This window comes from Nocardia sp. NPDC050175 (assembly GCF_044459885.1).
Lineage (GTDB): Bacteria > Actinomycetota > Actinomycetes > Mycobacteriales > Mycobacteriaceae > Nocardia.
Genome location: NZ_JBITJI010000001.1, coordinates 1,017,462 through 1,038,595 on the forward strand (window position 1 = coordinate 1,017,462; position 21,134 = coordinate 1,038,595).

A 21,134-nucleotide genomic window follows, 5' to 3' on the forward strand; every position below is an offset into this window, starting at 1 on the left:
GAATCGCCGCACCACCGGCCGGTAACCCGAGTTCTCGAGTGCGTTCCGAGAATTCGGGTACCGTCTGCGGCCGTCGTGGCGAAGTGGGGCCGTTGCCCCTCGTTTCGGGAGGTTTCGGGAATTTCGGACAGCAGGGTTTCTCGGCGTCGCTTGCTCGGCACGTTGGCCGCCGGGGCCGTCGCCTCCGGCGCGATCGCGGCGACGGGGTGCGCCCCGGCCACCACCGACGATCGTTCGCGCGATCGCAGCGAACTGCTGGCCCGAGAGCTACTGGGAGTCGACGAGAACGGTGCCGACCTCACGCTGTCGTATCTGAAGGTCCTCATCGATACCGGCCTGCCCGCGTCCGCAGAGCGCAAGAAGATCGTGGTCGTCGGGGCCGGTCCGGCCGGGCTGAGCGCCGCGAACCTGCTCGCCGATGCCGGACATCAGGTGACGGTGCTGGAGGCCAACGGGAGTCGAACGGGCGGGCGGGTCAAGACCTTTCGCGGCGTCTTCACCGATCCCGCCCTCTACGCCGAGGCCGGGGCGATGCGGTTGTCCAGCGTGCACCCGATGGCGCTGGCGCTCGCGGACAAGCTCGGTGTGCGGCGCAGGCCGTTCTACAGCTCCGACGTGCTCGCGGAAACCCGCACGCCGCCAACACCTCCCGTGTACTACCGCTCCTGCACCGGCGAGGAGTGGTCCAACGGGCCGAAGCAGCAGTACGTGCCTCCCCCCGCGGCCGGGCGCGGCCTGATCAGAGTCAACGGAACCACCGTCACCCGAGCCGAATACACCGCGAACCCAGGTGCGGTGCATGCGGGCTTCGGCTGCCGGCTGACGACGTCCAGCAGCGCGGCCCTCGATACCGCGCTGCGTAAAGCCGAAGTGCTGCAGAGCGAGTCGATCGAACGCCGAGTCGAGGGCTGGACCGAACTGCTGTCCGCCTACGAAAACCATTCCCTGCGCGGCTATCTCATGGAGCAGGGCTGGCCCAAGGAACGCATCGAGGCCGTCGGCACCCTCGAAAGTGTCACCGCCCGAGTACGACACAGCGTCATCTTCCCGCTCGTCGACCACACCATGATCCCGTCCGATGCCACCTACTGGGAGCTGGCGGGCGGCATGGCATCGCTCCCCGATGCCATGGCCAAGCGACTCGGACCGGCCATCCTGATGAGCAAGCGGATGACCCGGCTGGAACAGACCGACCACGGCGTGCGGATCTGGACCACCGGCGAGACCGGCGACGAAGCCTCCGACGGTCAACCGACCGGTCCGGCCGAATCCTTCGACGCCGACTACGCGATCGTGGCCATACCACTCACCGCGGCCAGGTTCTGCACCTTCGACCCGCCACTGTCCTACGACAAGCGCCGCGCCATCATCGAAATGCACCACGACGCGGCCACAAAAGTGTTACTGGAGTTCAAGAGTCGCTTCTGGGAGCAGGGCCCGACCGGTTTCCGCGGCGGCCGCTGCGTCACCGACGCCCCGAACCGCTCCCTCTACTTCCCGTCGCACGTCGAGGGCTCCGACGGCGGCGTGGTGCTCGCCTCCTACACGTTCGCCGACGAAGCGATGCGCTGGGATTCCCTCACCGAGGGCGAACGCATCCACTTCGCGCTGGCCGGCATGCGCGAACTATTCGGCGCACGAGTCGATTCCGAATTCACCGGCGTCGGCCTCACCCAGAGCTGGGTCCGCGCCCGCTACGCCCTCGGCGAGGCCGCCATCCCGACCCCCGGCCAGCTCCACGAACACCACATCGCGACCCGATCAGTCGAGGGCCGAGTACATTTCGCCGGCGACCACACCAGCCTCAACACCGCCTGGATCGAGGGCGCCCTGGAAAGCGGCGTCCGCGCCGCGATCGAGATCCATCGGCGCTGACCGCCGACCCCGTTTCGCCCTAGGTCGACTTGCTCCAGCGAGCACGGATACGCCTGATCGTCTGCTGCCACAACAGTTTCGGTACGGCGATCGTTTCACCGACGAGCATGCCTGCGTCCGCGGAGTCGGCACCGTAGCGGGCAATCTCGACCATCGCTTTGCGGCGGAAGGCGTCGGACACCTTGCTCGGATGGCCCGCGTCGAAGGGTGGCTTCGGGTCGTATTCCATTAGGAGCTGGGCGGTCTCGGCGCGCTCCTGGCCGGCGATTTCGCCGAGCAACCACAGCGCCATGTCGATTCCCGCGGAGACACCGGCGGCGGTGACGTATTTCCCGTCCTGGACGACGCGCTGGTCTCGCATCGGCTTCGCGCCGAGCGCCGCCAAACCCGATTGGACCATCCAATGGGTGGTGGCGGAGCGACCGTCGAGCAGGCCCGCGGCGGCGAGCACGGTCGCCCCGCTGCACACCGAGGTGGTCCACGTGGTCGTCTTGTCGACCTTGCGCAGCCACGCGTGCAACGTCGCGTCGGTGGCAACCGCCAACGGCATACCGCCGGGCACCAGGACGATGTCCGGTGCCGGTGTCTCCTCAAAGGTGTGCGTCACGCCCAAGGCGAGCACACCGCTGTCGACAACGATCGGGCCGGTCTCGTGCCAGACGAATCGAATCCGCGAGTCCGGGACCCACCGCAGCACTTCGTACGCCCCGATCGCGTCGAGCGCGGTCATCCCCGGGTAAAGCACAATCGCAATCTGCACACTCGCCACGGTAATCCCGTCCCGCCCCGACCGTCGACGAGCAGAGTCAGTCAGCCGACGTTGTCAGCGAGTCCGACTCCAGCTGCCGCACACTCTGGCCACGCCATTCCTGTTCCAACATCGCATAGATCAAGGTGTCGCCCCACTCGCCCTTGAACCACAGGTCTTGCAGGTGCAGCGCCTCGCGACGCATCCCGAGCCGCTCCAGGACGCGGGCGGAGGCGTGGTTACGCGGGTCGAGATTGGCGATGATCCGGTGCAGCGACAGTCCTTCGAAGCCCAACCGCAGCAGCACACTGGCCGCCTCGGTCGCGTAGCCATGACCCACGGCATCGGGCGAGAACACGTATCCGATTTCACCGGTACGGTTTTCGGCGTTACGCCAGAACAGGACGACGTCGCCGAGCAACCGGCCGGACGCCTTCTCCTCGACACACAGATAGAGCCCCTGCCCCACCTCGGTCAGTTCAGTCCTGCCCCACACCCCCGCGATGCGCTCGGCCACCGTCTCGCGGGACATCGGCTCATACGGCAGATACCGGCACACATCCGGCTGCGATTTGTAGGCGAACATGGCGTCGGTATCCGCCGCGGTCGCGGGGCGAAGCAGGAGTCGCTCGGTAACGATCGGATAGTCCGGGTGCAGCACGATTTCCGACTATAGCGACGCCGGTACAACCCATGTAGACCTCAGAACGGGTGTACCCGAGGGCAGCGAACCAAGTGGGGACCCCGTTAGCTAAGGATAGCCTCGGTCGCCAGTTGCTGAACAATTCGCCGCTGCGGATCGTAGTCATGAATACGGGTGGCGCTTCCGATCATCCGAAACCCTCCGGATTCGAGGTTGTGTCATGCATCTGTTGTCTTCCGAACCGAACGCCGGGCCCGCGCCGGGTGGTCGTGGTGCGGTGGTGCTCGGCTTGTTTCGTATTCTCGTCGGCCTCTCGTTCACCATCCACGGGCTTTCCGGGCTGTTCGCCTGGCCGGTCGCGCCGCACGGTGGCCATGTCGCGGCGATCGGCAGCTGGCCGAGTTGGTGGGCGTCGCTGATCCAACTCGTCGCGGGCGGGCTCGTCACGCTCGGCATCGGCACCAGGATCGCCGCGCTGATCTGCTCGGGGTCGATGGCGTACGCGTTCCTGTTCGTGCACCTCAAGAGCGGTATCTTGCCGATCCAGAATGGCGGCGAGGCGGCCGTGATGTTCTGCTGGTCGTTCTTCCTCGTCGCCATCCTCGGCCCCGGCGCCTTCGCGCTGGACGCCCTGTTGCCCAGCCACGCTCAGCGGCGCACCGCCCCAGCCGACGTCGCGCCCACCCGCAGCTAGGCGCTCAGCCCCGGCTCATCTCGCCGGCGATCGCCTCGGCGAAACCGTCGATATCGTCCTCGGTGGTGTCGAACGCACACATCCAGCGGACCTCGCCGGTGTGCTCGTCCCAGAGGTAGAACCGATACCGCTTCTGCAGCCGCTCGGTCACCGGGCGCGGCAGGATCGCGAAGACCGCGTTGGCCTGGACCGGACGCACCAGCCGCACCCCATCGATGCCGCGCACGACCGCCTCGAGCCGCTTGGCCATGGCGTTGGCGTGCGCGGCGCCGCGCAGCCAGAGATCACCACCGAGCAGCGCCTCGAACTGCACCGAGACGAAACGCATCTTCGAGGCCAGCTGCATCGACATCTTGCGCAGGTAGACGAGGTCGCGGACGGCATCCGGGTTGAGCACGACGACGCACTCACCAAGCAGCAGACCATTTTTGGTGCCGCCGAACGACAGCACATCCACCCCCACATCCGTGGTGATCTCGCGCAACGGCACGCCGAGCGAGGCGGCCGCGTTGGCCAGCCGGGAGCCGTCGACGTGCACGAGCATGCCGCGCTCGTGGGCGTGCTCGCAGATCGCGCGGATCTCGTCGGCGGTGTACACGGTGCCGAGTTCGGTGCTCTGCGTGATCGACACGGCCAACGGCTGGGCGCGATGTTCGTCACCCCACCCGTAGGCCTGGCGGTCGATCAGTTCGGGGGTCAATTTGCCGTCCGGGGTCGGCACGGTGTGAATCTTGATTCCGGCGAGTTTCTCCGGCGCACCGCATTCGTCCATGGTGATATGCGCGGATTCGGCCGCGATCACCGCACCCCACCGCGGCAGCAGGGCCTGCAGCGCAACGACATTTGCGCCGGTGCCGTTGAAGACCGGATAGGCCGTCGCGCGCTCGCCGAAGTGCCCGGCGAAGACGTCTTGGAGGTGGGCGGTGTAATCGTCCCCGCCGTAGGCGATCTGGTGACCGCCGTTGGCCAGCGCCAGCGCGGCGAGCACCTCGGGGTGTATCCCAGCGTTGTTGTCGCTGGCGAATCCGCGCACGGCGGGGTCGTGCCTACGGACGGCGTCGGTCGTCGGCGTGTCGGCCACAGAGAGGTTCCTATCAGTTCGATTGTTCGTACCCGGATACCGCGAAGTCCACGCGTTGTTCGGAAGGTCTACGATTGTCGCTTCTACACATTCGAGCATCTACGAAGGGGAAACTCCATGGCACGCAAGGTCGTTGTGACACTGGTCGACGACTATGACGGCAAGTCCCAGGCCGAAGAAACAGTGCACTTCACCTTGGACGGCGTGGCCTACGAGATGGATCTGTCGGCATTGAACGCCAAGCAACTCCGCGGCATTTTCGCGGAGTGGACGCCGACCGCCCGCAAGGTCGGTCGCGCGCCGCGCGGTACGAGCACTCGCTCGCAGCCGTCGGCCGGGCGGGAGCAGACGGGTGTCATCCGTGAATGGGCACGCCAGAAGGGTATTGATGTATCGAGCCGCGGGCGGATTTCGGCCGAGGTGGTGGACGCCTACAAGAAGGCGAGCATGTAACTCCACCAGAAGCGCCGAGTCGGGCTCGGCCGTGCAGACCTGGATCTGCCCTGCCGAGCCCGCGGCTTTCTCAGCTCCGTCGACCGTTCACCGCGCGGGTAACGCGCCGGATTCGTTCGCGCGCAAGCAATTCGGTCATTTCGGTGAGCGAGTCGGCCAGAAGCGGGTGTAGTTCGGCGCGAGCCTGCGCGACGGCGGCCTGGATCACATTCGGCGACACCGTCGGGAATTCCCCGCCGAGCCGCTGCGCGGTGACCCGACTGGCCGTCATGGACTTCACCCACTGCCACACCAGATCCGGTTCCAGCTTGCCCGACCCGCTGCCCAGGCTGGGCGCGGCCGTAATCGGCCGGTATTCGGAACGTTTGCGCGCCGAGCGCAAATCGGTCTTATCGCTACTCATCGGCATGCACAACTCCAGAGACGGCACCAATACGCAGCGAGCCGCGCTTCGGGACCCGAGGAAAGTAGTTGAACTCTACACCGGAATACATACCGCAGGTACGCATGTCGGTCGAACAACCGACAGCCGGCAACGCCGCCCGCGCCGGTCGAGTACTCACCCCAGGCCCGCGTCTCTGGCGCGGACGATTGCGTTGGCGCGGTCTGCGACACCCAGTTTGGTGAAGATGCGGGACAGGTAGTTGCTGATTGTTTTGGGCGCCAAGTTGAGTTCGGCTGCGATGGCGGCATTCGGCAGTCCAGCGGCGACCAGGGTGAGCACGTCGAATTCGCGGGTGGTCAGCTCCGGGAACGGGCGGGTGTGCCGGTTGGGGGTGGCCAGCATGGTGGCGAGCCTGCCGGCGATGTGCGGGCTGAGCACCACCCAGCCTGCGGAGACCGCGCAAATCGCGCGCAGCAGGTCGTCGCGGTCTGCGGCATTGCGCAGGTAACCGCCCGCGCCTGCCCGGATCGCGGCGAATACCGACTCGTCGTCCTCGGCGACGCTGAACACCAATACCGCGACGCCCGGCGCACAACGCGCCAATTCGCTGATGACGGCACCGCTTTCGGGTTGTCGCCACTGGCCGAGGATCAGCACGTCCGGCCGGTTCAGCACCGCCTCGCGCAGCGCGCCGTCGCAGCCCGTCTCGGCGACCACGGTGATCCAGTCGACGGAGGTGAGCAGCGACCGCAGCCCGGCCCGGACCACCGCGTGGTCATCGGCGAGCACCACGGTCAGCGGGTGCGTCCCGGTCAACATCGCGCCGATACCGTCGATGACCGAAAGCTCCCCGAAGGTTCGCCGCTGGGGAACAGGCTTCGGCAGCGCACTCATCAAACCCCCTGGCACAGTCCTGGTTTCGAGGCCGCAGGATTCGCGCATCGCACCCGACGGCTATCCCGCTGAGAATCCTCTGACCAGGGACGAATGGGAAGATTCCGGACCGCTGACCGAACCTCGGCAGTGCGGCCGACTTCCCAGCCGTTCGGGAAAGGTTCCCGACCGAGGTAGGGCCGTACGCCCTGTCCGATGGCCGACCACCGGCCCATGCTGGCTGCTGGAAACCTGACGAAAGGTGAGAACAATGCAGCTGCGCTGACTCGCCACGTCAAGTCCCTCGGACCGGAATATCCGGCGGCAGATCGACAGTTGCTCAGCACATGAAGATCGGAATCAACACCTTCGTTACCGACGAAGGCATCAGCGGTCCGAAGCTCGGTGTAGCACTGGAGGAGCGGGGGTTCGAGTCGCTACTGCTGGCCGAGCATTCGCACATTCCCGCGAGCCGGGAAACCCCCTACCCGGCCGGCGGCGACCTGCCGCGGTTCTATTACCGCACGGAGGATCCGTTCGTCACCCTCGCCGCCGTCGCGGCCGTCACCCAGACGCTGATCGTCGGCACCGGCGTCACGCTGTTGATCCAGCGCGACATCATCCACACCGCCAAGCAGGCCGCGACGCTGGACCGAATTTCCAACGGCCGCTTGCTGTTCGGTGTCGGCGCGGGCTGGAATCGCGAGGAGATGGCCAATCACGGCACCGATCCGCGCACCCGCGGCGCACTGCTCGACGAGCAGATCGCCGCCATCCGCGAGATCTGGACCAAGGACCTCGCCGAATACCACGGCCGCTTCATCGATTTCGACCCGATCTACGCCTGGCCCAAGCCCGTGCAGCAGCCGCACCCGCCGATCTTCGTCGGTGGCGGCGCGGCCGCCGCACAGCGCGCGATCCGGCACGGCGTCGGCTGGATCCCGCTCGCCCTCGCCGACCCCGCCGCGATACCGGCCCAGCTGGCCGAACTCGACGGCAACGACCTGCCGATCTCGGTAGTCGGCGCCGCACCGGACCCGGCGATCTTCGACGCCTACGCCGAGGCCGGCGTCCAGCGCCTCACCCTCTCCCTGCCAACCCTCCCCGAATCGGAAACCCTGGAAAAGCTGGACGAATTCGCGAAGGTCGCCGATAGCTACCTTTCTGCCCGGTAACCGGTTACGCGGGTTCGACGGGTAGCCACAGCTCACACGTCGCGGTACTGAAGTCGTCCGTGCGTTCGAGCACCGTGACAATTGCCGGACCAGGCCGCGACCGCCACGGATTGGCCGGGAACCACTCGGTCGCGGTCGCGGCCCACACCTGCTGCAGCGACTGCGGATAAGGCCCGGCGGTGCGGAAGACCGCCCAGGTCCCGGTCGGTACCTCGATGGCGTCGAGGTCGTCGGCGACGGGCGTATCCCGGGAGACGGCGACTCCGTGCAAATAGGTCAATTCGCTGCCCTCGGTGCCGTCCGGATCGAGGTCGTCGCAGACCTGCAGCAGGCCCTCGGGTTCAACATCTCCCAGCGCCTTCAGCCGCAGATGCTCCTCCTGCGGCAGCGCGGTGATGTGCTGCTGGATGTGCGGATTGATGCCCTGGTGGATGAGTGGAACCCGGGCCGCGTGGCCGATGAGCCGGAACGCGGGTCGCTCGATGATGCGGGTGTCCATGGGTTTGCTCCCTTCGACAGTCAGGCGAAACCTGACGTGCGGTTGTGTGCGAAGGGGGCCGCCGTCGCGCCGGACGTCACCGGGACCGGCGCCGTGCACCGCCCGGAACGCCCGCCCGAACGCCTCGGTCGAGCCTTAGCCGTATCGGACGGCGATGCTCAGCAGATCGTCGGCGCTGCGCACGACGTCCGCGGCGGCGACGGTCATCCGTCGTCTGCGCACGTACTCCGACAGCGGCATACCGGCCAACGACGAGAACATCCGCCGGAGGTGGTATTCGGTGGTGCCGAGCGCCTTTGCCAATCCGCTGACGTCGAGCTCCTCGGTGAGGTGCTGCTCGACCAGGTCGACGAGCCGGTTGAGTGCCGAGATCATCGGGCCTCCCTTCGACGTCAACTCTGTCCGAATAGGCCGGGCCGGACCCGACCGCTGCGGACCGATTCGATCACCTGTACTGCCTGGCTCCCGCCAGTTCGGTTCCCAGTTGCGGGATGTTCATTGCCCAGTTGCCTCCGAGCGAAAACATCGCAGATGGTTATAGCAAGCGAACATTTTCACTCTGCACGTCAGCTATATGTCGTCTCGAGAGGAATGCTGTGCCCGACGTAGATTCTGGTTTTCCAAGGCGACGATTCATCGGTGGGGCGCTCGGCGCGGCGGCATTGGGTGGTGGGCTGCAGTTGTTGCCCGCCGGCATGGCCGAATCCCTCGCGGCGCCGAGCCGCAAGGGCACCTTGAGCGATGTCGAACATGTGGTGATCCTGATGCAGGAGAACCGCTCGTTCGACCACTATTTCGGCACGATGCGCGGGGTGCGCGGGCTCGCGGACGCGAGCGCCGTGGTCAAGGCGGACGGCCGCAACGTCTACTACCAGCCGGATCCGGGCCGATCCGACGGCGGCTACCTGCTGCCCTTCCACGTCGACACCAAGGTGGTCGACGGCCAAGACCTCGGCGATCTGCCGCACGGCTGGGACGACCAGCATCGCGCGGTGCGCGGCGGCTGGAGCGACGGCTGGACGGCGGCGAAAGGCGAGATGGCCATGGGCTATTTCACCGAGGCCGACATCCCGTTCCATCGCGCCCTCGCCGACGCGTTCACCGTCTGCGACCACTACTACTGTTCGGTCCTCGGTCCGACCACACCCAACCGGCTCTATCACTGGACCGGAACCATCGATGCCGCAGGACAATACGGCGGTCCGGCGATCAGCAACCCGGCCGACTACAAGCCCGTCTATCGCTGGACCACCTACCCGGAACGCTTGCTGGACAAGGGGATCAGCTGGAAGGTCTACGCCAACGACGAGGTGGGCGACGACGGCGGCCACCCCTTCGTCGGCGACTACGGCGACAACCCGCTGTGGCTGTTCGACGCCTATCACGATCCGAAGAACACCGAACTCTCCTCACGGGCAAAGGTATTCGGTGCCGGGAACTGGAAGCCCGACTCCGGGCAGGGCAAGAAGGTCGACCACGTCCTCGCCGACTTCATCGCCGACTGCGCCGGTAACCGCCTCCCCCAGGTCTCCTGGGTGGTGGCCCCCTACGGCTACTCCGAGCACCCGGCCGCCCGCCCGGTCGACGGTGCCGCCTACACCCAGGCCGTGCTGAAAGCGTTGTGGGGCAATCAGAACCTGTGGAACTCGACCGCCCTGCTGATCAACTTCGACGAGAACGACGGCTTCTTCGACCATGTGCCGCCGCCGATGGCACCGCCTGGCACGCCGGGCGAGTACGTCAACGGCCAGCCCATCGGCCTCGGCCCGCGGGTGCCCATGCTGGTGATCTCGCCGTGGAGCCGCGGCGGCTGGGTGAATTCGCAAGTGCACGACCACACTTCGGTGATCCGCTTCCTGGAGAAGTGGACCGGCGTCAACGAACCCAACATCTCCGCCTGGCGCCGCTCCATCTGCGGTGACCTGACCGGCTGCTTCGATTTCGGCAAGGCCAACACCACGGTGCCGACGCTGCCCGACGCCAATGCCCTTCGGGCCCAAGCGGATGCGACCCAGAGCAAACTGCCCCGGCCCGCACCGCCCGCCACCGGTAGCCAGCACCCGCCGGAGCAGGAAGCGGGCACCAGGCCCGCCCGTCCCCTGCCCTACGCCCCCGTGGCGAACGCAACACTGGCAGCCGGTGGCGCGCTGACCACCACCTTCCGGAACACCGGCTCCGCCGATATTCAATTGGCGGCGTACCGGAACGACGGGCGAACCGATGGACCGTGGCGCTACGACGTGAAATCGGGGGCCACGGTCTCCGATACCTGGAACGTGCAGAGCTATCCCGACAAGAAATACGGCATCGCCATCCACGGCCCGAACCGTTTCCTCTGGCGGATGACGGGCACCTCGACGTCCCCGCTCGAAGTGACCGCCTCCTATTCCACCGACAACAAACTGCAGCTGTCGATGACGAACAAGGGCACGGCACCCGCCGTCGTCACGGTAAAAGCGAACAGCTACCGCACCGACGGCCCGTGGACCTACAAGATCGCACCGGGAAAAACCACCACTGACACCTGGAACGCGCTCAGCTACGGCAAGGGCTGGTACGACCTGTCGCTGACCGTCGACATCGACACGACCTACCAGCGCCACTTCCGTGGCCACATCGAGAACGGTCAGCCGAGCGTCACCGGTTGAGCTATGGCGCGACCGGCCAGGGTGCCTGTTCCGGTCGCGCCTCCTCGAACGCTGCGGCCAGCTGCAGCAGCCGGACATCGTCGAATCGGCGGCCGATCAATTGGACGCCGATCGCGGTGCCGTCGGCGGCCTGGCCGCAGTTCATCGAGATCGCCGGATGTCCGCCCGCGTTGAAGGGGACCGTGAATCCGATGTGCCGGAACGGCAGCGTCGGGTCGCCGTCCGGCGCGGTCTGTTCCATCGGCCACGCCGTGACCGGGGAGGTCGGCGAGACGAGGAAGTCGACCGTGTCGAGCCTGCGGTCGGCGGCGATGGACATGGCGTCGAACTGCGAGTAGCCGTCGAAAACCGCTGCACCGCTCAATTTTTCGGCACCGGCGATCCATTCGTGGATGTACGGCAGGATCTGCTCGCTGCGCGCCTCGGGCAACGATCGGACGTCGGACCACAGCCGGACCCGCCAGAAATCGTTCAGCCCGGCGAGCATTTCGTCGGTCATGATCGGCTCGACCTTTTCGACCTGGGCGCCCAAGGATTCCAGCAGTTCGGCGACCCCGCTGATCGCCGCGCTGACCATCGGCTCCACCGGCCACCCGGTGCCTGCCTCGGACATCAGGCCGATCCGGACGCCGGAGAGCGCGAGCGGCCTGGCCGCGGCCGCCCAATCGGTGGGGAGTTCCGGGGCGGCGGTGTGATCGCGGCGGTCCGGTATCGCCACCGCCGCCGTCGCGAGCGCCGCGTCGGCCACCGTCCTGGTCAGCGGTCCGATGGTGCGGCCGAGGTATGGCGGAACGACAGGGATGCGCCCGAAGCTCGGCTTGAAGCCGACCACGCCGCACCAGCTCGCGGGCAGCCGGATCGACCCGCCGATATCGGTGCCGTAGTGGATCGGTCCATAGCCTGCCGCGGCCGCCGCGCCCGCGCCGGAGCTCGAGCCGCCCGGATTGCGGGCGAGATTCCACGGATTGCGGGTGATGCCATGGAAACTCGACAGACCGCTGGACGACATTCCGTAGTCGGGCATCGTGGTCTTGCCGACCAAGATGCCTGCCGCCTCGCGGATCCGGTCGGCAGTGGGACTGTTCGCTATCGCTGGCGCGAGATCCGTGGCCGCGCTACCGAGCGGCGTCGGACAACCCGCCGTGGCGATGTTCTCCTTCACAGTGAGCGGGATGCCGTCGAGTGCGCCCGCCGGTTCCCCGCGCCGCCAGCGCTCGGTGCTCGCGACCGCCTCGGCGCGGGCCTGCTCGGCGTAGCGGATGTAGAGGGCGTTGAGCTGCGGTTCCCACTGCTCGATCCGCGTCAGCACCGCATCGATGACCTCGACCGGCGTGAGCGTCCGATCGCGGTAGCCCGCCAGTAAGGCGGTGGCAGGTAGGTCGGCGGGGTCGGTCATGGAGACTCCTCTCGCGCGCTACCGTCCCCGCGCGTGGACGCCGAGACACGGCACTCTGCGCACTGGCGAACGGCGTGTTGGCGTACTCAGCGAGACAGCCACCGGGACAACAAGATTCTTCCACCGGAGCGGCTCGGCCGCATGACGGCGGTGATCTCAGTGGCGATGCGCCGTGTCGTACCACTGGTGCGGCACGGACCAGTCCCAGCAGTCCGTCGACGGTCGGTCGACCGGGTTTTCGCGCTCCCACTCGACGTAGCAGCGGGCCGATCCGCCGACGCACGCGCCGCACAGGATCAGGCCGCCCAGCACGTGGCGCCACAGCGAGTGGAGTGAGATGCGTCGCCGCATTGCGACCTCCTCGACGGAGAAAACGGGTCTGAGCAGGGGGCTTAGCCTCAGGTCAGGGACGATACCGGCGCGTCACGCGGCGCGGACGCGAATCGCGTGGACTGCTTCACTCAGCGGGAAATTCGCACCATAATGCTTGCTTGGAGTGCACTCCAGGTGACTACGGTTGTTGCATGAGCGAACGAAGAGAGCGAATCATGTGCCAGCGCGCTTTGCGCATGCCGGAGCCGAGCGCCAGCGAGGCGAAGGCATGAGCAAAGTTTGGTTCATCACCGGTGTTTCCCGAGGATTCGGCCGCGAATGGGCACTGGCCGCGCTGGAGCGCGGCGACAGTGTCGCAGGCACGGCGCGCGACCTGAGCACGCTCGACGACCTGGTCGCCAAGTACCCCAACACCTTTCAGCCGATCCGGCTCGACGTCACCGACCGGGCGGGCGATTTCGCCGCGGTACAGCAGACGGTCGACCGGTTCGGGCGGCTCGATGTGGTCATCAACAACGCGGGCTACGGGCAGTTCGGCATGATCGAGGAGCTCACCGAAGCAGAGTTGCGGGCGCAATTCGAGACCAACGTGTTCGGCGCGCTGTGGGTGACGCAGGCGGCGGTGCCGATTCTGCGCGAGCAGGGCAGCGGCCACATCATCCAGGTCTCCAGCATCGGCGGTATCTCCGCGTTCCGGAACCTGGGCGCTTACCACGCGTCGAAGTGGGCGCTGGAGGGGTTCTCGCAGTCGCTGTCGCAGGAGGTCGCGCCGTTCGGTGTGCACGTGACGCTGGTCGAGCCCGGCGGGTTCGGCACCGATTGGGCCGGCCCGTCGTCGAAGCATGCCACCCCGAATCCGGCGTACGACTCGGCAAGGGAAGCGCGGAACGCGCAGCGTTCGGCAGTACGCAGCGGTGACCCGGCCGCTACCCGCGACGCGATTCTGGCCGTGGTCGACGCGGATGAGCCGCCGTTGCGGATCTTCCTCGGCGAGGCGCCGCTCGCGATGGCCACCAGGGACTACGAGTCCCGGCTCGAGCTGTGGCGTAGGTGGCAGCCGATCTCCGCTGCCGCGCAAGGGAATTGACGGTCCCGGACAACGCAAGAGCCCCGCACCCAAAGGGTGCGGGGCTCTTTCACGCTATGTCGATCAGATAGCGCGGACGTCCTGGGCCTGCGGCCCCTTCTGTCCCTGTCCGACCTCGAACTCCACGCGCTGTCCTTCTTCAAGGGACTTGAATCCCGAGCCGGACACGGCGGAGTAGTGAACGAACACGTCAGCGCCGCCACCATCTTGAGCGATAAAGCCGAAGCCCTTTTCGCTGTTGAACCACTTCACACTGCCTTGAGCCATTACTTTTACTTCTTCTTTTCTGTAGATGAGCCAAACGAATCACGTCGATAAGCTTGATCTCACTGGACCACCATGTCACAGATCGCTGGCAATCCCTACGAAATGTCCAACTATGTGAGCTAACCGACACTCGCGCGGCCCACCGAGCTCCACCCACTCTCGACCCACAGCGTGCCCAATCACGTTGTACACCAGCGTGTTCAGGCCCTCTGGCAGCATGGCGAAGGCCTGTCCAGGGGGACGGCATCCGAGCTGCCATCGACTAGCGCAAGCAAGGGGACCATGACGGACTACGGCAATTTACCGACGCAACCGCTGCCACTGGGGACGAACTGGCAGCCAGCGGCCAGCCGGGAAACGCCCCAGCTGAAAGGGATGCAGCCGGGTGGGCGGCGTTCGTCGGGCGGTGCGCTCGCGCGGGCCGGTGGTCACGTCGCGTTGGCCGGTGTGGTGAGCCGATTGACCGGGTTCACCCGCACGATCCTGCTGGCGGCGTTGCTCGGCACCGCGGCGGTCGGCGACGCCTACACCGGGGCGAACAACTTGCCGAACATGGTCTACGAGTTGCTGCTCGGCAGCGTGTTCGCCAGTGCCGTTGTGCCCCTGCTGACTAGAGCAAGAAGGCACGGGCGCAAGCACTCTCGGGAGTTCACCCAACGAGTGATGGTGGCCGCGGTGCTCGGGCTCGGCGCGGTCACGGTGGTCACCGTGCTCTGCGCGCCGCTGATCGTGCGTGTTTTCGTGGGCGATTCCGATCAGCGGCAGCTCACCACCTTGTTCGCCTATCTCCTACTGCCAGAGATCTTTTTCTACGGCGTGACCGTCTTGCTGACGGCCGTGCTCAATGTCCGCGACAGCTTCGCCGCGGCCGCATGGGCACCGGTCGTCAACAACGTGATCGTGTTGCTGACGTGCGGGATCTTCGTACTGCTGCCCGGGCCGGTCACGCTGACGCCTACCTCGATGACGTCCGCGCAGGTGCTCACGATCGGGATCGGCACCACCCTAGGAATCGTCGGGCAGGCCGTGTGGGTCGTTTTCGCGTTGCGCCGCAATGGGTTCCAGTGGAAATGGCGGGTTCGGCCGTTCCCGTACACCTGGCGTCCGGTGCGCGCGGGTATGCCCGTGCTCGGATGGATCCTGACCTACGCCGCGATCAGCCAGGTGGGTGTCGCCGTGACGATGCGAGTCGCGTTCTCCCACAACGGAGTATCCATCTACACCTATGCGGATCTGCTGTTCCAAGTTCCGTACGGCATCCTCGCCGCCTCGCTGCTGACGGTGCTGATGCCGCGCATCTCCCGGTCGGCCGCGGCGGGCGATCAGGCCGCCGTGATCGCCGATCTCGGGCGCGGCGCACGCTATCTCACCGTCGCGCTGGTACCGATGACCATGGCCATGGGCCTGCTCGGCCCGGTGCTGGCCGCCGTCGTATTCACCGGTCGCGTGGACGCGCACGCGGCCGGATTGATCGGCACGGCGATCGCATCGTCCGCGTTCGGCTTGGCGCCGTTCGCGCTGGTGATGCTGCAGATGCGAGTCTTCTACGCGAACAACAACACTCGCACGCCGACCATCATCAACGTCGCCATGGTGGCCACGAAGGTCGCCGTGGTCGCCTTCTCCGTCAACGTCTTTCCCGACCATGTCGTCGTGGTGATGCTCAGCGTCTCCAGCTCGCTGTCCTACGTGGTCGGCGCGATCATGGGATACGCGCTGCTGCGCCGCCGCTACGGCCTGCTCGGATTCTCCGACGTCGCAGTGACATTCACGCGCGTCATCTGGGCCACCGCCACCGCGGGCTGGGCCTGCCTGGCGATCATGGCCATCACCCGCCACCTGGTGCCCGATCCGGGCGTCGAACACCTCGTCACGCTCGCGGCGGGGACGCTGATCGGTGTCACGGCATTCCTCTTGGCCGCCAAGGCAATCGGAATACCGGAGGTGCGCAATGCCCGCGCGTTGCTCGCCGCCTGACCGAAGTCCGTTATAGGCCGACCAGTTCGGCACTGCGGAGCCACAGGCTGTGCTGGTAGTCGGTGTCACGACGGGATGCAACGGGAGGGAGCAGATGCAGGCCGGGCGTCGAGGTAATGAATTGGCCTGTCGTGGTTTCCAGCTTCGGATCGGTGCTCAGATCGATGCCGGTGCGGGCGCCCACCTCAGGTCGTCTGATAATCCGGGTACGCGCCAGCGCCTTCAACGGGACCGAGATGAGGCGGTCGTCGCTGATGAGGCCGGTGGCGTTGGCACCCGGGCAGAAGCTGTTCACGGTGACGCCGGTGCCGTCGAGTCGCCGGGCGAGTTCCTGGGTGAACAGGATGTTCATCAATTTGGACTGTCCGTAGGCGCGAAAGGAGCCGATCGGTCCGAAATTGCGTGGCTCGCCGAGATGGTCGAGGTCGGGGCGGCCGCCGTTGCGGTGGGCCTCGGAGGCGGTGATGACGATTCGGGACGGTGCGGCGGCGATGAGTTGATCCAGCAGCAGGTTGGTCAGCAGGAACGGCCCGAGATGGTTTGTCGCCGTCATGGATTCGAAGCCGTCCACGGTCGTGCGCGCGAACAGCGCGTGAATGCCCGCGTTGTTGATGAGCACGTCGATGCTGGCGTAGCGATTACGGATCTCCTCGCCCGCGCGCCGGACCGAGGCGAGGTCGGACAGATCGCCGTTGACGATATCGGGGCGGCCCTGCGCGCCTGGTTCTGATTCGAGTTCCGCAGCGGTCGCCGCCGCTTTGGTGTCGTTGCGGGCCACCAGTGTCAGGTTCGCGCCGCGCCGAGCCAGCGCCCGCGCGATCTCCTTGCCGATGCCGTTGGTGGCGCCGGTGATGACGATCCGTTTGCCGGTCACGTCGATGTCGTTGCTGCCCATGGGAAATCAGCCCTTCGTGATCCAGTGGCGACGACGCGGCTGGTCGGCATGATCGTTGTGGCCGAACGGGAATGAGTCACCACGAGTTACAGATAACAGCGATGGTCACGACCGTAGCGCACCACGACCGTCGGCACTGCCGGATTGCGTGGCCGGTGTGGCAGTCGAGGAAGACTGTGGGCGTAGCACGCTGGCTGCACCCGCGGCGACGACACAGAATGCCACGGGCAGCAGGAGGACGATGTTCAGCGGAGCCAGGTGGGTCAGCGGTCCGATGATCGCGGGCCCGGCGAGCACACCGAGGTAGCCGAGCCCGGCGACGCGAGCGACGTTGGCGCCCGCGGCATTTCGGTCCGTGTGGCCCGCGGCACTGAACAGCTGCGGGACACATCCGGACAGTCCGGCGCCGAACACGGTCCAGCCGACCAGCGCAAGCGGAACCCACGGGGACAGCGCGGCGATCGTCAGGCCGAGCGCCCCCACCCCCGCCCCGTAGCGGAGGATGGCCACCGGCCCGAAGCGGGTCGCGACCCGGTCGGCGACCAGCCGGCCGACGGTCATCGCGGTGGCAAAAGCGCCATAGGCCAAGGCCGCGGTGGCAGCCGGTGCCGTGAGCACATCGCGCAGGTGCAGCGCGCTCCAATCGTTGGCGACGCCTTCGCACAGCATCAGCAGCAGCGCGATTCCGGCAAGCAACCAGATGCGTCGCGGTGTCGCCTGCCGCGTCCCTTTCTCGAAACCCTCAGCAGGATGCGGTTTTTCGGGCCGCAGCAACGCGGGCGCGCCCAGCGCCGCGACGACCAGACCGAGCAGCGCCGCCATACCGAGCGCGGTCGCCGGGCTCCAACCCCAACTGAGCGTGCGCGCACCGACCAGCGCCGCGAGGACACCGCCGAGCGAATAGGTGGCGTGGAATGCGGACATGACCGACCGCTGATAACCGTGCTCGACCTGGACGGCGTGCGCGTTCATCGCAACGTCCAAGCAGCCGTTCCCAAAGCCGAGCACGAGCAGCGAAACCCCGAGCGTCCAGACACTCGCGGACAACCCGGGCAGCACGACCGCGGCCGCACACAGCGCCCCGCCGACCGGAACGACGAGGCGCGCGCCGAACCGATCGGACAACGGACCCACCAGCCGCATGCCGACGAACGCACCCGCGCCGAGCAGCAACAACAGCCAGCCGAGCGTCGGATGACCGATCCCGACCCGACGCTCGACGGCCGGGATATGCACGACCCACATCCCGATCAGAAAGCCGTTCAACGCGAAATAGGCGAACGTGGCCAGTCGAGCGGCCCGCAACGAACTGTGCATGCTTCCGAACATATCGGACAGATTCGATGTTCGAAACATTGACTTTCAAACACAAAAGATGTTCTATTGCGGGTGTGGCGAGCGTAGACCGACTGAAGCAGATCGCCGATGCCGTGCGCGAAGCAGGCCAGCTCGGAGTAGCGGAACTAGCCGAACGCACCGGCGCCTCGGAGATGACCATCCGGCGCGACCTCGAGACCCTGGCCGGTCAGGGCGTCCTGGAGCGCTACCGCGGCGGCGCGCGCACCCTGCTGCTGCGCGGCGACGAACCACCCTTCGGCATGCGCGCCCACGAGGGACTGGAGATCAAGCGACGCATCGCCGCCGAGGTCGCCGGGCTGATCGCCGATGGCGAGTCGGTCGTCCTCGACAGCGGCACCACCTGCCTCGAGGTGGCCCGCGCACTCGAACACCGCCGCCTGACCGTGCTCCCCCTGTCACTGCACGCGGTGAACGCACTCACCGGCGCACCGCTGCTCACCCTGTTGGTCCCCGGCGGCAAGCCACGCCCTGGCGAGCTGGCGTTGACCGGTCCACTGACCCTGGCCTCGTTGTCCGCCTTGCGTTTCGACACCGCGGTACTCGGCTGCTGCGGACTGAACGCGACCGACGGACTCACCGCCTACGACCTCGACGACGCCGCCATCAAACGCGCAGCGATCGCCTCATCCCGCCGAGTCATCGCTGTCGCGGAAGCCGCGAAACTCTCCCGCACCGCCCTCGCCTTCGCCGCCCCGGCCGCCGCGCTGCACGCCGTCGTCACCGACGCGTCCGCCACGCCCGACGACATCGCCGCGCTCGAAGCCGAGGGCGTCACCGTACGACGGGTCTGAACAGGCACGATCCCGCCAGGTGAGCAACGTCGCAACCGGGTTGGTGCGTCTGGCAGCGGGTATGCGGGGCGTGAAGGGAGCGTGACCATCGATGACAGACCTCCGAGCACCACGCCTGATGACGAGCGGATCGATTGCGCTCCCCGAACCGCGCGGCGAACTCTCCGCAGCGGTCATCGAAATCCTGCTGGCGGCACCGTCCGCACAGACCCGGTTCCCGGAGATCGGTGCGGCCGATCCGTACGGTGACGACCTGCAACTGGCGCTGCACACCTGCTACGAACTGCACTATCACGGCTTCGAGGCCGTCGATCCCGGGTGGGAGTGGGACCCGGAACTGCTTCGGCTGCGCGGAAACATGGAGCGGTTGTTCCGCCAAGCATTGCGCAACGACGTCAAGGGTGGCGACGACGTGACGCAGGAGCTGGCGGAGCTGCTGGTCGAGCCGATCGAACCGAACGATGTCGCGCAGTATCTGCACGACGAGGGCGAGTGGTGGCAGCTGCGCGAGTACTTCGTACAGCGCTCGATCTATCACCACAAAGAGGGCGATCCCCATGCCTGGGTGATCCCACGCCTGTTCGGGCAGGAGAAAGCGTCGCTGGTCGCGGTCGAATACGACGAGTTCGGCGGCGGTCGCGGCGACCGAATGCATGCGCGCCTGTATGCCGATCTACTCACCGCCGCCGGGCTGGACGACGGCTACCTGCACTATGTCGACGTGGTACCTGCGCCGATGCTCGCCCTCGTGAACATGATGTCGCTCTTCGGATTACACCGAGACCTGCGCGGCGCACTGGTCGGCCAGCTCGCCACCGCCGAGATCACCTCCTCGCCCGCTGCCCGCCGAATGGGCGCCGCACTCGACAAGTTCGATGCACCAGCGCAATGCCGACTGTTCTACACCGAACACGTGGAGGCCGACGCCGTGCACGAACAGGTGATGCGGCACGACGTCATCGCGGGTTTGCTCGCGCGCGAACCCGCACTCACCGAGTCCGTGGTCTTCGGCATCCAGGTGACGAACCTGCTGGAGGATCGGTTCACCGACCACGTGCTCGGCAGCTGGCGGGCGGGCCGCAGCTCATTGCGCTGAGCTCAGTCCGTCCGCCGCGACCGCTTGCGATGGCTGGTGTCGCAGAACGGAAAGTTCTTGCTGCGCCGGCACATACACACCGCGACGAGGAAACGGTCCGAGCACACCACGGTTCCGTCCGGGCGCACCAACTCGACCGGACCTTCGATGAGCGCGGGACCGTCCGAGGCGAGGGTGATGCGGCGCCGATCGATGTCCGACCCGTCTTCGTTCGCCGTCTTCGACGGGTCGTCTCGGTTTGCTCGCATGTCGCACCTCCTACGCCTCGGATACCCCCGGGCGCGGTACGAAACCTGCGACTACCTCACACAACTTCGAGGTCGTAGGTGACCTCGGTCCAGAACCCGCCCGGCTCGTACTCGCCGCCGAGGGTGAGGATGTAGTCGCCGCGGCTGAGCTCGTCCAGGCTGCACCACAGGCCCCAGGCATTCGCCCGGTAGCGGCCGGGTGGGCCGAACGGTCCATCGGGATGCGCATCGATGAGGAACGGGCTGCGGTTGGCGACTTCGCGCAGCGGCAGGGAGACGCCGTTGAGTTCCGCGTGACCGCTCGCCGTCGGCACCACCGGAACGCGCCTGCCGAACAGCGACGCGCGCTGCAGGTAATTGAAGGCGGGGAAGAAGATCGGGCGACCATACGGCACGGAGCATTTCCGGCTCACCTTGCCGCCGAACGTGCCGGCGAGGAACCAGACATCCGCGGACTGGTCGACGTCCGCGAACTTTCCGGTTTCGTCGCTGACCGGATTCGTGGCGGTGGGAATCGCCGAGGCCCACTGCCACCATCGAGCCGCCAGCTCAATGTCCCTACTCCGCATATCTACCCACCTTGATCATCAAGCCTTGAACCAGGTCAGGAT

General features: G+C 66.7%; 23 protein-coding genes. 9 read left to right on the forward strand and 14 right to left on the reverse strand.

Features of this window, described 5'->3' with window-relative positions; translation table 11 throughout:
• The first annotated feature begins 150 nt into the window (after window positions 1-150).
• Entirely contained in the window at window positions 151-1,875 is a 1,725-nt protein-coding gene (locus ACIBK2_RS04610) for an FAD-dependent oxidoreductase (RefSeq protein ID WP_396963617.1), read from the forward strand.
• A gap of 19 nt (window positions 1,876-1,894) precedes the next feature.
• Here the strand turns inward: ACIBK2_RS04610 and ACIBK2_RS04615 are convergent, their stop codons facing one another.
• Both ACIBK2_RS04615 and ACIBK2_RS04620 read right to left on the reverse strand, forming a co-directional pair.
• Window positions 1,895-2,635, reverse strand: coding sequence for a DJ-1/PfpI family protein (locus ACIBK2_RS04615; protein ID WP_396963619.1), 741 nt, complete (start codon window positions 2,633-2,635; stop codon window positions 1,895-1,897).
• Between the two features lie 46 nt (window positions 2,636-2,681).
• On the reverse strand, window positions 2,682-3,284 hold the full coding sequence (locus ACIBK2_RS04620) for a GNAT family N-acetyltransferase (RefSeq protein WP_396963621.1): 603 nt from the start codon (window positions 3,282-3,284) through the stop codon (window positions 2,682-2,684).
• 202 nt (window positions 3,285-3,486) lie between these two features.
• Here ACIBK2_RS04620 and ACIBK2_RS04625 point away from each other — a divergent pair, with 202 nt between their 5' ends.
• On the forward strand, window positions 3,487-3,960 hold the full coding sequence (locus ACIBK2_RS04625; RefSeq protein WP_396963623.1) for a DoxX family protein: 474 nt from the start codon (window positions 3,487-3,489) through the stop codon (window positions 3,958-3,960).
• Window positions 3,961-3,964: 4 nt separating this feature from the next.
• Here the strand turns inward: ACIBK2_RS04625 and ACIBK2_RS04630 are convergent, their stop codons facing one another.
• Window positions 3,965-5,041 (reverse strand): threonine aldolase family protein, encoded by a 1,077-nt coding sequence (locus tag ACIBK2_RS04630; RefSeq protein WP_396963625.1) that lies wholly within the window; start codon window positions 5,039-5,041, stop codon window positions 3,965-3,967.
• Window positions 5,042-5,158: 117 nt separating this feature from the next.
• Between ACIBK2_RS04630 and ACIBK2_RS04635 the strand changes: the two genes are divergently transcribed.
• Window positions 5,159-5,494, forward strand: coding sequence for an Lsr2 family protein (locus ACIBK2_RS04635; protein ID WP_396963627.1), 336 nt, complete (start codon window positions 5,159-5,161; stop codon window positions 5,492-5,494).
• A gap of 70 nt (window positions 5,495-5,564) precedes the next feature.
• On the opposite strand, the gene ACIBK2_RS04640 is transcribed toward ACIBK2_RS04635, so the two are convergent.
• Window positions 5,565-5,897, reverse strand: a complete 333-nt coding sequence (locus ACIBK2_RS04640) for a hypothetical protein (RefSeq protein WP_396963629.1) — start codon at window positions 5,895-5,897, stop codon at window positions 5,565-5,567.
• 156 nt (window positions 5,898-6,053) lie between these two features.
• A complete protein-coding gene (locus ACIBK2_RS04645; protein WP_396963631.1) occupies window positions 6,054-6,773 on the reverse strand; it encodes a LuxR C-terminal-related transcriptional regulator in 720 nt (239 codons plus the stop codon).
• A 326-nt stretch (window positions 6,774-7,099) separates the two neighbouring features.
• Here ACIBK2_RS04645 and ACIBK2_RS04650 point away from each other — a divergent pair, with 326 nt between their 5' ends.
• Window positions 7,100-7,927, forward strand: a complete 828-nt coding sequence (locus ACIBK2_RS04650; protein WP_396963633.1) for an LLM class F420-dependent oxidoreductase — start codon at window positions 7,100-7,102, stop codon at window positions 7,925-7,927.
• 4 nt (window positions 7,928-7,931) lie between these two features.
• Here ACIBK2_RS04650 and ACIBK2_RS04655 read toward each other — a convergent pair whose 3' ends face one another.
• Together ACIBK2_RS04655 and ACIBK2_RS04660 are read right to left on the reverse strand one after the other, a co-directional pair.
• Window positions 7,932-8,426, reverse strand: a complete 495-nt coding sequence (locus ACIBK2_RS04655) for a GyrI-like domain-containing protein (RefSeq protein ID WP_396963635.1) — start codon at window positions 8,424-8,426, stop codon at window positions 7,932-7,934.
• A 135-nt stretch (window positions 8,427-8,561) separates the two neighbouring features.
• Complete coding sequence (locus ACIBK2_RS04660; RefSeq protein ID WP_396963637.1) at window positions 8,562-8,801, reverse strand: helix-turn-helix domain-containing protein; 240 nt, start codon at window positions 8,799-8,801, stop codon at window positions 8,562-8,564.
• Between the two features lie 221 nt (window positions 8,802-9,022).
• Between ACIBK2_RS04660 and ACIBK2_RS04665 the strand changes: the two genes are divergently transcribed.
• Entirely contained in the window at window positions 9,023-11,074 is a 2,052-nt protein-coding gene (locus ACIBK2_RS04665; RefSeq protein WP_396963639.1) for a phosphocholine-specific phospholipase C, read from the forward strand.
• Between the two features lies 1 nt (window position 11,075).
• Here ACIBK2_RS04665 and ACIBK2_RS04670 read toward each other — a convergent pair whose 3' ends face one another.
• Both ACIBK2_RS04670 and ACIBK2_RS04675 read right to left on the reverse strand, forming a co-directional pair.
• Window positions 11,076-12,470, reverse strand: coding sequence for an amidase (locus tag ACIBK2_RS04670; RefSeq protein WP_396963641.1), 1,395 nt, complete (start codon window positions 12,468-12,470; stop codon window positions 11,076-11,078).
• A 156-nt stretch (window positions 12,471-12,626) separates the two neighbouring features.
• The gene (locus ACIBK2_RS04675; protein WP_357390193.1) at window positions 12,627-12,821 is read right to left on the reverse strand and encodes a hypothetical protein; all 195 of its coding nucleotides are present in this window, start codon (window positions 12,819-12,821) and stop codon (window positions 12,627-12,629) included.
• 250 nt (window positions 12,822-13,071) lie between these two features.
• On the opposite strand from ACIBK2_RS04675, the gene ACIBK2_RS04680 reads away from it, so the two are divergent.
• A complete protein-coding gene (locus tag ACIBK2_RS04680; RefSeq protein ID WP_396963644.1) occupies window positions 13,072-13,890 on the forward strand; it encodes an SDR family oxidoreductase in 819 nt (272 codons plus the stop codon).
• A gap of 63 nt (window positions 13,891-13,953) precedes the next feature.
• Here ACIBK2_RS04680 and ACIBK2_RS04685 read toward each other — a convergent pair whose 3' ends face one another.
• Window positions 13,954-14,157, reverse strand: coding sequence for a cold-shock protein (locus tag ACIBK2_RS04685; protein ID WP_107655522.1), 204 nt, complete (start codon window positions 14,155-14,157; stop codon window positions 13,954-13,956).
• 282 nt (window positions 14,158-14,439) lie between these two features.
• On the opposite strand from ACIBK2_RS04685, the gene murJ reads away from it, so the two are divergent.
• Window positions 14,440-16,134, forward strand: coding sequence for a murein biosynthesis integral membrane protein MurJ (gene murJ, locus ACIBK2_RS04690; protein WP_396963647.1), 1,695 nt, complete (start codon window positions 14,440-14,442; stop codon window positions 16,132-16,134).
• Window positions 16,135-16,144: 10 nt separating this feature from the next.
• Here murJ and ACIBK2_RS04695 read toward each other — a convergent pair whose 3' ends face one another.
• Both ACIBK2_RS04695 and ACIBK2_RS04700 read right to left on the reverse strand, forming a co-directional pair.
• On the reverse strand, window positions 16,145-17,029 hold the full coding sequence (locus tag ACIBK2_RS04695) for an SDR family NAD(P)-dependent oxidoreductase (RefSeq protein WP_396963649.1): 885 nt from the start codon (window positions 17,027-17,029) through the stop codon (window positions 16,145-16,147).
• 105 nt (window positions 17,030-17,134) lie between these two features.
• Window positions 17,135-18,346 (reverse strand): MFS transporter, encoded by a 1,212-nt coding sequence (locus ACIBK2_RS04700; RefSeq protein ID WP_396963651.1) that lies wholly within the window; start codon window positions 18,344-18,346, stop codon window positions 17,135-17,137.
• A 74-nt stretch (window positions 18,347-18,420) separates the two neighbouring features.
• Between ACIBK2_RS04700 and ACIBK2_RS04705 the strand changes: the two genes are divergently transcribed.
• Window positions 18,421-19,179, forward strand: coding sequence for a DeoR/GlpR family DNA-binding transcription regulator (locus ACIBK2_RS04705; protein ID WP_396963653.1), 759 nt, complete (start codon window positions 18,421-18,423; stop codon window positions 19,177-19,179).
• A gap of 91 nt (window positions 19,180-19,270) precedes the next feature.
• Window positions 19,271-20,275 carry an iron-containing redox enzyme family protein gene (locus ACIBK2_RS04710; protein ID WP_396963655.1) on the forward strand — a complete coding sequence of 335 codons (1,005 nt, stop codon included), beginning with the start codon at window positions 19,271-19,273 and terminating at the stop codon, window positions 20,273-20,275.
• Between the two features lie 2 nt (window positions 20,276-20,277).
• Here the strand turns inward: ACIBK2_RS04710 and ACIBK2_RS04715 are convergent, their stop codons facing one another.
• Both ACIBK2_RS04715 and ACIBK2_RS04720 read right to left on the reverse strand, forming a co-directional pair.
• Window positions 20,278-20,523 (reverse strand): CDGSH iron-sulfur domain-containing protein, encoded by a 246-nt coding sequence (locus tag ACIBK2_RS04715; protein WP_396963657.1) that lies wholly within the window; start codon window positions 20,521-20,523, stop codon window positions 20,278-20,280.
• Window positions 20,524-20,579: 56 nt separating this feature from the next.
• A complete protein-coding gene (locus tag ACIBK2_RS04720; protein WP_396963659.1) occupies window positions 20,580-21,092 on the reverse strand; it encodes a hypothetical protein in 513 nt (170 codons plus the stop codon).
• Window positions 21,093-21,134 lie beyond the last annotated feature (42 nt).